Source organism: Streptomyces sp. NBC_01210 (assembly GCF_036010325.1).
In the GTDB taxonomy this organism is placed as follows: domain Bacteria; phylum Actinomycetota; class Actinomycetes; order Streptomycetales; family Streptomycetaceae; genus Streptomyces.
Genome location: NZ_CP108549.1, coordinates 2734784 through 2747202 on the forward strand (window position 1 = coordinate 2734784; position 12419 = coordinate 2747202).

General features: G+C 70.0%; 10 protein-coding genes. 6 read left to right on the plus strand and 4 right to left on the minus strand.

The genetic code is table 11. The features are described 5' to 3' along the window. Positions 1-153 precede the first annotated feature (153 nt). The 3 genes from OG735_RS12370 (at position 154) to OG735_RS12380 (ending at position 4257) form a co-directional block, all read left to right on the plus strand. On the plus strand, positions 154-624 hold the full coding sequence (locus OG735_RS12370; RefSeq protein ID WP_327323214.1) for a hypothetical protein: 471 nt from the start codon (positions 154-156) through the stop codon (positions 622-624). Between the two features lie 105 nt (positions 625-729). Beyond that, positions 730-2349: a multicopper oxidase family protein gene (locus OG735_RS12375; RefSeq protein ID WP_327323215.1), complete on the plus strand. Its 1620-nt coding sequence runs from the start codon at positions 730-732 to the stop codon at positions 2347-2349. Positions 2350-2499: 150 nt separating this feature from the next. Beyond that, positions 2500-4257: an NAD+ synthase gene (locus OG735_RS12380; RefSeq protein WP_327323216.1), complete on the plus strand. Its 1758-nt coding sequence runs from the start codon at positions 2500-2502 to the stop codon at positions 4255-4257. Here the strand turns inward: OG735_RS12380 and OG735_RS12385 are convergent. The 4 genes from OG735_RS12385 to OG735_RS12400 form a co-directional block, all read right to left on the minus strand. Continuing rightward, positions 4223-5494: an MFS transporter gene (locus tag OG735_RS12385; protein WP_327323217.1), complete on the minus strand. Its 1272-nt coding sequence runs from the start codon at positions 5492-5494 to the stop codon at positions 4223-4225. The two genes, OG735_RS12380 and OG735_RS12385, sit on opposite strands and share 35 nt — an antisense overlap. 166 nt (positions 5495-5660) lie before the next feature. Next, positions 5661-6683: an endonuclease/exonuclease/phosphatase family protein gene (locus OG735_RS12390; RefSeq protein ID WP_327323218.1), complete on the minus strand. Its 1023-nt coding sequence runs from the start codon at positions 6681-6683 to the stop codon at positions 5661-5663. Positions 6684-6880: 197 nt separating this feature from the next. Further along, the gene (locus tag OG735_RS12395) at positions 6881-7555 is read right to left on the minus strand and encodes a TetR/AcrR family transcriptional regulator (protein WP_442812599.1); all 675 of its coding nucleotides are present in this window, start codon (positions 7553-7555) and stop codon (positions 6881-6883) included. Positions 7556-7698: 143 nt separating this feature from the next. Then, positions 7699-9327: an MFS transporter gene (locus tag OG735_RS12400; RefSeq protein ID WP_327323219.1), complete on the minus strand. Its 1629-nt coding sequence runs from the start codon at positions 9325-9327 to the stop codon at positions 7699-7701. Positions 9328-9488: 161 nt separating this feature from the next. Between OG735_RS12400 and panB the strand changes: the two genes are divergently transcribed. The 3 genes from panB (at position 9489) to OG735_RS12415 (ending at position 12413) form a co-directional block, all read left to right on the plus strand. Beyond that, positions 9489-10349, plus strand: coding sequence for a 3-methyl-2-oxobutanoate hydroxymethyltransferase (panB, locus tag OG735_RS12405; protein ID WP_327323220.1), 861 nt, complete (start codon positions 9489-9491; stop codon positions 10347-10349). 205 nt (positions 10350-10554) lie between these two features. Further along, complete coding sequence (locus tag OG735_RS12410) at positions 10555-11568, plus strand: ATP-binding cassette domain-containing protein (RefSeq protein ID WP_327323221.1); 1014 nt, start codon at positions 10555-10557, stop codon at positions 11566-11568. Further along, positions 11565-12413, plus strand: a complete 849-nt coding sequence (locus OG735_RS12415; RefSeq protein WP_327323222.1) for an ABC transporter permease — start codon at positions 11565-11567, stop codon at positions 12411-12413. Before OG735_RS12410 ends, OG735_RS12415 begins: the two co-directional genes overlap by 4 nt. The last annotated feature ends 6 nt before the right edge of the window (positions 12414-12419 follow it).

Sequence of the window (12419 nt, forward strand, 5' to 3'; positions counted from 1 at the left end):
CTGCCTGGAAGGTGGCGCCGACGGAGGGTCCGGACGATGGCGAGCACTCCCGGCGGGGCGATGCAGACACTTCCGGACATTATGGGCTAATAGTTGGAGGTGAGAGGGCGGGTCGCACGTTGACGCATACCGGGTGGGGGTAGCGTGCGGGCCATGGCGATCGGTCGGCGTGCGCGGTTCGGGCAGCCGCTGCTGTTCGTGGCGCTGCTGTTCGGGATCGCCACGATGCACACGGCGGGACGCCCGGTGCCGGTGCACGGTGACGTTGCGCACAGGCACACGGTCCCGTCCGCGCGGCAGGAGCACACGGTCCCGGCCTCCGCGGCGGGGCACACCCTCTCGTCCTCGGCGGTGGACATGACGCTCCCTGGGGGCCAACACACCGCCGGTCCCGTGAGCCTGCAGAACGCCGGACCGGACTTCCCGGGCATAGGCATGGACCTGATGACGCTGTGCCTCGCCGCGCTGGACACCTTCACCTTCGTCCTGCTGACGGCGGGGCTGCTGCGGACCGACCCCGTCGCTCTGCTCGCGGCCTGGCACGCCCGGATACTCCGTGCACTGTGGCCCAACCCGCCTCTCCGCAAGACCCTCCTCGCCAGGCTGTCGGTGCTGCGGATCTAGAAATGCGCCCGGCTGCCTGGGAACCTCCGCGCTCCGAGCGGTGTACCAGAAGCAGCAGACGCGCCCATCTGCCACGCATCACCACACACCACGAGGTGCACAGTCATGCGCGCTCACCACACGCGCCGCGCCGTGCTCGGCGCAGCAATCGCCGCCGCCGGTACGGGAGTTCTGGCCGCCTGCTCCGACTCGTCGGGCACCGGCCACGGATCGACGAACCACGGCGGCAGCCCTCCGAAGGCGACGCCCAAGGCGACGCCGCAGGCCTATGTCGCCCCCGACGGGCCGGAGGGCTTTGTCTCCGCCGACGGCCCGGATGTCATCGGGCGCGAGGAGGCACGGGACTCCGGTCCTGTCCGCACCTTCAAGCTGACCGCCACGGCCACCCGGCTGGAGCTGGGCGGCGGCCGGACGGTCAGGACGTGGGCGTACGGGGACCGGCTGCCGGGCAAGGAGGTCCGCCTCAAGGCCGGTGAGATCCTCTCACTCTCCCTCGCCAACCACCTGCCGCAGGACACCTCGCTGCACTGTCACGGCATCTCGATGCGCAACGACATGGACGGGGTGCCGGGTGTGACGCAGCAGCCGATCCGCCCGGGCTCGGAGTTCACCTACCGCTTCAAGGTCTCCAACCCGGGGACGTACTGGTTCCATCCGCACTCGGGTGTGCAGCTTGATCGCGGTATGTACGCCCCGCTGATCGTGGAGGACCCGAATGAGCCGATGTCGTACGACAAGGAGTGGGTCGTCCTCCTGGACGACTGGGTGGACGGGGTCGACGGCTCCACACCGGAGGCGGTCCTGGCAGAGCTGAACCACGGCAGGGCCGGACACTCGGGCGAGCACATGATGTCCATGGCACCCCCGGCCGGGAAGGCGAAAGGCCCGTCGCGGGTCAAGAGAGGCGCGACCAGCAAGCTGCTCGGCGGCGAAGGGGGCGATGTCGCCTACCCGTACTACCTGATCAACGGGCGGATGCCGGACGACCCCGCGCAGTTCACCGCCAAGCCCGGCGACCGCATCCGGTTGCGCATCATCAACGCCGGCGGCGAGACGGCCTTCCGGGTGGCGCTCGGCGGCCACAAGCTGACGGTCACCCACACCGACGGCTTCCCCGTCCGCCCCACCAAGACCGATTCCCTGCTCGTGGGCATGGGTGAGCGGTACGACGTGCTGGTCACCGCCGGGGACGGGGTCTTTCCGCTCACCGCGCTCGCCGAGGGGAAGAAGGCCTCGTCGATGGCCGTGCTGCGCACCGGCCGCGGGGCGCTCCCTGCGCCGTCCGTGCGTCCGGCGGAGCTGAACCGGAAGGTGCTGTCGTCGGCCGCCCACCTCGAACCCGACGAGTCGGTGGCCCTGACCCGGCGCAGACCGGACCGCATCATGAGGATCAAGCTGACCGGTGGCATGAAGAAGTACGACTGGGCCTTCGACGAGAAGCCCTACTCCCCGGACCGGCTCTATCCGGTCCGCGCCCACGAGCGGGTCCGCATGGTGTTCATCAACACCACGGAGATGTGGCATCCCATCCATCTGCACGGCCACACCTTCGCCCTGGCCGGCATCAACGGGTCCGGCGCCCGCAAGGACACGACGGCGGTCCTGCCGCACCGCAAAGTGACCGTGGACTTCGACGCCGACAACCCGGGCCTGTGGATGCTGCACTGCCACAACATCTACCACTCGGAGTCCGGGATGATGACGACCGTCGCCTACCGCGCGTAGCCCTGGGGGGAGGGGCGGGGTCACGAACCCCCGCCCCGGGGACCTGGCTCGCCGGGATTCGGTCCCCGGACACTCTCGCCGGTGGGCATGGGGGTGGCACTCACCACACGACGGAGACATCGCGTCAGAGAGACGATTACACTGGGCCGCGTGCCTCAACTACGCCTCGCTCTGAATCAGATCGACTCGACCGTCGGCGATCTCGCCGGCAACGCCGAGGCGGTCGTGCACTGGACCCGGCACTCCGCCGAGCAGGGGGCGCATCTCGTCGCCTTCCCCGAGATGGTGCTGACCGGCTATCCCGTCGAGGACCTGGCCCTGCGGTCGTCGTTCGTCGAAGCGTCCCGGGCCGCCCTGCGCGCGCTCGCCGTACGCCTGGACGACGAAGGCTTCGGCGAGCTGCCGGTCATCGTCGGCTACCTCGACCGTTCCGAGCGGGCCCAGCCCCGCTACGGCCAGCCCGCCGGGTCGCCGCAGAACGCCGCCGCCGTGCTGCACCGCGGTGAGGTGGTGCTCAGCTTCGCCAAGCACCACCTGCCCAACTACGGCGTCTTCGACGAGTTCCGCTACTTCGTGCCCGGCGACACCATGCCGGTGATCCGCGTGCACGGCATCGACGTGGCGCTCGCGATCTGCGAGGACCTCTGGCAGGACGGCGGCCGTGTCCCTGCCACCCGCTCCGCCGGGGCCGGGCTGCTGGTCTCCGTCAACGCCTCGCCGTACGAGCAGGACAAGGACGACACCCGGCTCGAGCTGGTGCGCAAGCGCGCCCAGGAGGCCGGGTGCACCACCGCGTATCTCGCCATGATCGGCGGGCAGGACGAGCTGGTCTTCGACGGCGACTCGATCGTCGTCGACGCGGACGGCGAAGTCGTCGCCCGCGCCCCGCAGTTCGCGGAGGGTTGCGTCGTCCTCGATCTGGAGCTGCCGGCTGCAGGGGACGTACCTGCGGGCGTGGTCGACGACGGGCTGCGGATCGAGCATGTCGTGCTCTCCGAGGAGCCGCTGCCGGCGTACGAGGCGGAGCTCGCCGGCGGTTACGCCGACCGGCTCGACGACGACGAGGAGGTGTACTCCGCGCTGGTCGTGGGCCTGCGCGCGTACGCGGCCAAGAACGGCTTCCGGTCCGTGCTGATCGGGCTCTCCGGCGGTATCGACTCCGCGCTGGTGGCGGCGATCGCCTGCGACGCCCTCGGCGCGCAGAACGTGTACGGCATCTCCATGCCGTCCAAGTACTCCTCGGACCACTCCAAGGGCGACGCGGCCGAGCTGGCCCGCCGCACCGGGCTCAACTTCCGCACCGTACCGATCGAGCCAATGTTCGACGCGTACATGGACGCGCTCCAGCTGACCGGTCTCGCCGAGGAGAACCTCCAGTCGCGGCTGCGCGGCACGACACTGATGGCCGTCTCCAACCAGGAGGGCCACATCGTGCTCGCGCCGGGCAACAAGTCCGAGCTGGCGGTGGGCTATTCGACGCTGTACGGCGATTCGGTCGGCGCGTACGGGCCGATCAAGGACGTCTACAAGACGACGGTCTTCCGGCTCGCGAAGTGGCGGAACCGGGCGGCGGAGGAGCGCGGTCAGACCCCGCCGATCCCCGAGGCCTCCATCACCAAGCCGCCGAGCGCGGAGCTGCGCCCCGGCCAGGTCGACACCGACTCGCTGCCGGACTACGACGTACTGGACCGGATCCTGGAGCTGTACGTCGACCGGGACCAGGGCAAGGACGCGATCGTCGCGGCCGGCTTCGACGAGGAGCTGGTGGCGAAGACACTGCGGATGGTGGACACGGCGGAGTACAAGCGGCGCCAGTACCCGCCGGGCACCAAGATCTCGGCGAAGGGCTTCGGCAAGGACCGGCGGCTGCCGATCACGAACCGCTGGCGGGAGACGACGAGCGGCTGAGTTCCGGCTCCGCGGTACGGGGGCTTCCTGCGGCGATCACGCGGGAGGCCCCCTTTGCCGTGGCCCGCCCGTCCAGGCCGTCCAGGCCGTCCAGGCCGCCCCGGTCGAGGAGGCCCGCCGTCACCGCGATCGCCAGGCCGGCGGCGGCGAGGACCGCGCCGACGACGGCCGGTGAGGTCCAGCCCCAGCCCGCCGCGATGGCCGCGCCGCCGAGCCAGGCGCCGCCCGCGTTGGCGAGGTTGAACGCCGAGTGGTTCGAGGCGGAGGCGAGCGTCGGCGCGTCCTGCGCCTTCTTCATGACCAGCATCTGCAGCGGTGTGGTCGTGATGAAGCCGACCGCACCCAGCACCACCACCGTGACCAGGGCCGCCCACTGGATGTGCGCGGTGAAGCGGAAGGCGACCAGCACGAGCGCGAGGGCGGCCAGCGAGCCGTACAGCGTGGGGCGCAGCGCCCGGTCGGTCAGCGGTCCCGCGGCCAGCGCGCCGAGCGTCATGCCGATGCCGAAGAGCGCGAGGACCAGCGTCACCGAGGACGCGCCGAAGCCCATCACCTCGGTCGTCATGGAGGCGAGGTAGGAGTACACCGCGAAGACGCCGGCGAAGCCGAAGACCGCGGTGAGCAGTCCGAGCAGCACCTGCCGGTTGCCCAGTGCGCGCAGCTCGCGGCCCACGCTCTGGTGCGCGTCGACGGGTACGTACGGAACGAGGCGGGCGAGCGCGGCCATCGCGACCAGGCCGATCACGGTGACGACCAGGAAGGTGGCCCGCCAGCCGAGGTTCTGGCCGAGCAGGGTGGCCGCCGGTACGCCGACGATATTGGCGACCGTGAGGCCGAGGAACATCGTCGCCACGGCCCGCGCCTGCCGCCCGTCCGCGACCAGCCGCGCGGCGACGACCGCGCCGACGCCGAAGAACGCGCCGTGCGGCAGCCCGGCGAGCACGCGACCGGCGATCAGCCAGCCGAAGCCGGGCGCGAGGGCGGAGGCGAGGTTGCCGACGACGAAGAGCGCCATCAGCAGCAGGAGCATCCGCTTGCGCGGTATGCGGGAGCCGAGGGCGGTCAGCAGCGGTGCGCCGATGACGACGCCGATCGCGTACGCGGAGACGAGGTAACCCGCCGTGGGAACGGAGGTGTTGAGGTCGTCCGCGACATTGGGCAGCAGGCCCATCATCACGAACTCGGTGGTGCCGATACCGAAGGCGGAGACGGCGAGCGCGAGCAGCGCGAGCGGCATGGAGTGCCCTTCCGAGGTTAGTTCTCCTTCTAAACAAATGCTCGCACGCGGATTGTTCCTCCCGGTGAACGGGTGGTTGCCGTCACACAACTGGGGGCTCCGCCCCCCAGCCCCCCCCAGACCCCCGCGCCTCGAAACGCCGACGAGGCCGGATCCGAGGCGGAGGTCACATCTTTATGCGCGCCGCGATCGGCAAGTGGTCGCTGTCGGTCTGCGGCAACGTCCAGGAGGAGACCGGCTCGACACCCTTCACCATGATCTGGTCGATGCGCGCCATCGGGAACGCCGCGGGCCAGCTGAAGCCGAAGCCGTCGCCCGCCGCGCCCTGGGTGGAGCGCATCTGGGAAGTGACGGCGTTCAGCGAGCGGTCGTTCATCGTGCCGTTGAGGTCGCCGAGCAGCACGACCTTGCGGTGCTGCTCGTGGGCGATCGCCTCGCCGAGCGCGTCCGCGCTGTTGTCCCGCTGGTTGGCGGTGAAGCCGGAGTTGAGCTTGACGCGTACGGACGGCATATGGGCCACATACACCGCGACCTCTCCCTCGGGCGTCGTCACCGTGGAGCGCATGGCGCGGGTCCAGCCCAGCCGGATGTTGACGGGCTGTGTGTCGCTCATCGGGTACTTGCTCCACAGCCCGACGGTGCCCTGCACCGAGTGGTACTTGTACGTCCCGGCCAAGGCCTCTTCATACGTGGCGACCTGACCGGCCGGCAGCTCCTGCAGCGCGAGTACGTCCGCGCCCGAGGCGGCGACGTCCTTGGCCGTGCCCTGCGGGTCCGGATTGTCGGCGTTGACGTTGTGCGTGGCGACGGTCAGATCGCCGCCGCCGCCCGACTTCTCGGTGTGCAGCCCGCCGAAGAGATTGAGCCAGACAACGGCCGGCACCAGCAGGGCGATCAGCGCGGTGGCCGAGCGCCGCAGCAGCGCCACGACCAGGATCACCGGGATGAAGATCCCCAGCCATGGCAGAAAGGTCTCGGTGAGGCTGCCCAGGTTGCCGATCCGGTTCGGGATCTGCGCGTGGAAGCTCATCAGCAGGGCGAGGAGTACGGCGACGGCCGCGAGAGCGATGCCGCGCCGCCAGATGCCGGGGTCGCCGCGCCAGCGGTCGAGCAGGCTCCGGACCCGGGATCCGGTAGGCCGGTTCGCCGGGCCGCCGTTCCCGGTCTCCGTCATTTCCGCCTGCGCCATGGAGCTGTCCTCACTGCCTTGCCGTCACGCCGTCCTCGCCGTTGACCCTAGGGGATGACGGGTGATTTCCCTGCCGTCGCCGGACGGCCGTACTGCCTCGATGACGACAGGGCGGCGCGCGGGGTTCCGGTCCCCGGCCGGGGCAGGGACGCTGTGACAGAACCCGCACACTTCGGACTGGGCGGAAAAGTGGCTGTTCAGCGGGGCGGGCGCACACCTTCCAGCACCGCGTCGACGAGCCGCTCCGCGCTGCCCTCGCCAGGCATCCCGTCCGGCCGCAGCACGGTCCGTACCAGCATCGGGCCGACAAAGAGATCGCCGAGCAGCTCGAAGTCGAGGTCGGCCCGGATCTCGCCGTTCGCGATCCCGCGCCGCAGCACCTTGTCCATCAGCTGCCGGCGCGGGAGTACCGAGGTGCGGTGGTACATGTCCCACAGCTTGGGATAGCTCTGCATCTGCGCGAAGACGTTGTGCAGCAGGGCCGAGGAGCGTTTGGCCAGGCCGCGCCGGCGCATCATCTCGATCATCGCGACCAGATCGTCGCGGACCGAGGTGCCGGGCAGCGGCGGGTCCACCGGTTGCATCGAGCGGACGACATCGACGAAGAGGGCCTCCTTGCCCTCCCAGCGGCGGTAGATGGTGGCCTTGCCGACGCCGGCGGTGCGGGCGATGCGCTCTATGGAGAGCTCCGAGAGGGGTACGCCCTCTTCGAGGAGACCCACCACGGCCTCGACGATCGAACGCTCGACGGCCTCGCTGCGGGGCCGACCGCGCCGCGCCGCGGCGGAGGCGGAGGAGGAGGCGGCGGAGGCGGAGGCGGCCGGCCCGGGCCCCGATACGGAGGCGGACGCCGCGCCGGAGCCGCCCGGCACCGGGGCCACCCCGGACGCCGAAGCCGCTGCGGCAGACCCCGCGTCGCGGGGCGGGCGGTCGCGGCGGGCGGCGGGATCGGCATTGCGGCCGCGGTTGTCCTGGTGGTCGCTCACCGGCACGTCCGGCCCGCCTCTCGTCATCGTCATCGCCCGCTGACGGGCAGCGCCCGCCCCGGAGCGCCTTCGGCGCTTTCCCGTTCCGGCTCGGGATCTCCGTCCGGCAGGAAGACCGCCACCACCAGCGCGCCGATCAGTGCCACACCCGTCGAGACCATCGCCGTCAGATGCATCGCGTGCAGGAACGCCTCGTTCGCCGGGCCGATCAGCGCCTTACCCGCCGGGCCGAGTCTCTCCGCAGCCGCGAGCGTCGACTCGATCGATTCACCCGCGGCATGGCGGGCGCCCCTCGGGACCACTGAGAGGTGCCCCTCGATCGCCCCCCGGTACTGCGTGGACAGCAGCGAACCGAGCACCGCGACACCCAGTGCCCCACCGACCTGGCGGAACGTGTTGCTGACCGCCGAGCCGGACCCCGCCTTCTCGCGGGGCAGCGACTGCATCACCGAGACCGTCACCGGGGGCGTGATGAGCGCCATCGCCGTGCCCTGCACAAAGAGGACCACTCCGATCCCCCACACCGGGGTCGAGGCATCGAACATAACGAAAGCGCCCAGCACCATGGCGACCAGCAGCATGCCGACCGTGCACACCGCCCGCGCCCCGAACCGGTCGACGATCAGCCGTGCGCGCAGCGAGACGACCATCTGCGCCACGGCCAGCGGCAGAATGAGCAGGCCCGCTTGCAGCGGGCCGTAGCCGCGCACGCTCTGCAGATAGAACGCGGAGAAGAAGGTCACGCCCGTCAGCGCGAAGAAGACCAGCGCGATCGCGGTGACCGCCGCCGCGAAGGCCGGCCTCTTGAAGTACGTGATGTCGATGGCCGGATGGTCGCTGCGCCTCTCGTGGAGTACGAAGCAGACGAGTACCACCAGACCGCCCAGCATCGGCAGCAGCACGGACGGCGCCGAGAAGTCCGCCAGCTCTCCGCCGCGGATGATTCCGTACACCAGCAGGATCAGCCCGATGACGGACAACGCTACGCCGAGCGGGTCCATACGCCCGGGGTTCGGGTCTCTGGAGTCCGGCAGGAGCAGCGCCATCGCGATCAGCGCGACGACCACGACCGGCACATTGATCAGGAAGATCGAGCCCCACCAGAAGCGTTCGATGAGCAGCCCGCCGGTGATCGGGCCGATGGCCATGCCGACGCCGACGCTGCCCGCCCAGATGCCGATGGCCCTGGGCTGCTCGTGGCGTTCGAACACGTCCATCACTACGGCGAGGGTCGCCGGCATCACGAAGGCCCCGCCGAAGCCCATCACCGCGCGGTACGCGACCAGCTCGCCGGGCGAGCCGGAGAACGCCGCGAGGGCCGAGCCGACGCCGAAGACGGCGACGCCGAAGAGCAGCACCTTCTTGCGGCCGATGCGGTCGCCGAGGAGACCCGCGGTGAAGAGAAGTCCGGCGAAGACGAGCGTGTAGGAGTTGATCGCCCACTCCAGCTGGCTCTGGGTGGCGCCGATGCCGGTGGGCTCGGGGCCGGCGATCGTCTTGACGGCCACGCTCAGGATCGAGTTGTCCAGCACGACGATGAGCAGGCTGAACATCAGGACCGTGAGGATCGCCCAGCGGCGGCGGTGGACGGCTTCGGGGATGCGGGGGGCGGCTTCGGGTATGCGGGGGGCGGCAGGTGTGCCGGACGCTGTCGACATGGACCTCAGCCTGGCTATTCCGATACGAGACCGTCTCGTATAGGAACACACTCTACCGAAGGGACGGGTCCCCTTCCGCCGGAGCGGCACGAGGTGCCACCATGTAGGGGATCCGGGGACGCCGTCAGGGCGCCTCGAGATGACGAAGGAGCCGTTGAGCCATGACGCTTCAGGCTGCCCCGAAGCCCTCCGACAGCAGCAAGGCGCTGTACGGCGGCAAGGGCACTCGCCGTATCACCGTCCACGACATCACCGCCGCCAAGGAGCGCGGTGAGAAGTGGCCCATGCTCACCGCCTATGACGCGATGACCGCGTCCGTCTTCGACGAGGCCGGTATCCCGGTCGTGCTCGTCGGCGACTCCATGGGCAACTGCCATCTCGGCTACGAGACCACCGTGCCGGTCACGATGGACGAGATGACGCTGCTGTCCGCCGCCGTCGTACGGGGCACCAAGCGCGCCCTCGTCGTCGGCGACCTCCCCTTCGGCTCGTACCAGGAAGGCCCCGTCCAGGCCCTGCGCAATGCCACCCGGCTGGTCAAGGACGCGGGCGTCGGCGCGGTCAAGCTGGAGGGCGGCGAGCGCTCGCTCGGCCAGACCGAGCTGCTGGTCCAGGCGGGCATCCCGGTCATGTCGCACCTCGGCCTGACTCCGCAGTCCGTCAACACCATGGGCTACCGGGTGCAGGGCCGCGGCAACGAGGATGCGCACCGGCTGCTGCGCGACGCCAAGGCGGCACAGGACGCCGGCGCCTTCGCGGTCGTGCTGGAACTCGTACCGGCCGAGCTGGCCGCCGAGGTCACCCGCAGCCTGCACATCCCGACCATCGGCATCGGCGCGGGACCCGACACGGACGCTCAGGTCCTCGTCTGGACCGACATGGCGGGCCTTACGGGCGGGAAGGTGCCGCGCTTCACCAAGCAGTACGCCAACCTCCGCCAGACGCTCGGCGACGCCGCCCGCGAGTTCGCCGCGGATGTCGTCGGCGGAGGGTTCCCGCAGGAGGAGCACACCTTCCACTGACCACCTCCGGTACAGACGACAGCCCGCCGATCATCCCCCGTCGGCGGGCTGTCGGCATGAGTGCCCCAGGGAGCCCCCGCGCGCCTGATCCCCCGCGCTCCGAACAGCCGCTCCGACCTGCATTTTCCGCGGCGTCGCCGACTTGTCGGCCATGTGTCGGCAGCTTGTCGGCGGCCTGTCGGCGAGGCCCGGCACCGTTGACGGCATGACGCGAATCGACAAGAACCCCAACGGCGGCACGGGCAACGCCGTCGAGGTGCGGGGGCTGGTCAAGCACTACGGCGAGACCAAGGCGCTGGACGGCGTGGACCTGGATGTCCGCGAAGGCACCGTCCTCGGTGTCCTCGGCCCCAACGGCGCCGGCAAGACCACTCTCGTACGCTGCCTCTCCACGCTCGTCGCCCCGGACGCCGGCCATGCCACGGTCGCCGGCTTCGACGTGGTGAAGCAGCCCCGGCAGCTGCGCCGCACCATCGGCCTCACCGGCCAGTACGCCTCGGTCGACGAGAAGCTCTCCGGCTGGGAGAACCTCTACATGATCGGGCGGCTGCTCGATCTGTCCCGCAAGGACGCCCGCAGGCGTGCCGACGAGATGCTGGAGCGCTTCTCGCTCACCGAGGCCGCGAAGCGGCCCGCACTGCAGTACTCCGGCGGTATGCGCCGCCGGCTCGACCTGGCCGCCTCGATGATCGGGCAGCCGGCCGTGCTCTATCTGGACGAGCCGACGACGGGCCTCGACCCCCGTACCCGTAACGAGGTCTGGGACGAGGTGCAGCGGATGGTCGCGGAGGGGGCGACCGTGCTGCTCACCACCCAGTACATGGAAGAGGCCGAGCAGCTCGCGAGCGAGCTCACGGTCATCGACCGCGGGCGGGTCATCGCCAGCGGCAAGGTGGACGAGCTCAAGGCGAAGGTCGGCGGACGCACCCTGCAGATCCGGCCTACCGATCCGGCGCAACTGCCCGCGATGGCCCGTGCGCTGGGCGAGTCGGGGCTCGACGGGATCGCCGGTGCGACGGTCGTGCCCGACGACGGCATGCTGTACATACCGATCCTCAGTGATGAGCAACTGACCGCGGTGGTAGGGCTGTTGGGCTCGCGCGGCTTCGGCATCGCGCACATCGGCACCCATCTGCCCAGCCTGGACGAAGTGTTCCTGGCTATCACCGGCGAGAAAACGCCGGTGTCCGACGCGATTCCCGAGGAGGTCGCCGCATGAGTACGGCAACTGCCACCACCGCTCAGTCGCCCGCGCCCGCCCCGGTGCGGAGCGCGCCGGCCGGCGAGGGCCGGATCGGCCTGCGGGCCAATCTCCGGCACATCGGCGCGCTGGTGCGCCGCAACGCGCTGCAGATCAAGCAGGACCCGGAGTCGATGTTCGACGCCGTACTGATGCCGATCATCTTCACGCTGCTGTTCGTGTACGTCTTCGGCGGCGCGATCTCCGGCAAGGGCAACCAGCAGCAGTACGTCAACTACGTGATCCCCGGTCTGATGGCTATGCAGGGCATGAACATCGCCATGGCCGTCGGCACCGGCGTCAACGACGACTTCAAGAAGGGCGTGATGGACCGCTTCCGGTCCATGCCGATCGCCCGCTCCTCCGTCCTCATCGCGAAGATCGTGGTCGAGGTCGGCCGGATGCTGGTGGCCACGACCATCCTGCTCGGCATGGGCTTCCTGCTCGGGCTGCAGATCCACACCTCGGTCCTCGAACTGCTCGCCGCGGTCGGCCTGTCCATGGTCTTCGGCGCCTCACTGATGTGGATCTTCATTCTGCTCGGTCTCACCATGAAGACGGCCCAGGCCGTTCAGGGAATGGCCATGCTCGTTCTGATGCCTCTCCAGTTCGGCTCGTCGATCTTCGCCCCGCCGACCACGATGCCAGGCTGGCTGCAGAGCTTCACCGACTACAACCCGCTGTCCAACCTCGCGGATGCGGCCCGGAGTCTGATCAACGGCGGTCCGGTCGCCCACTCGGTGTGGATGACGCTCGGCTGGGCGGCGCTGATCACTGTGGTCACGGCGCCGCTCGCGGTCGCCAAGTTCCGCAAGAAGACCTGATCCCGG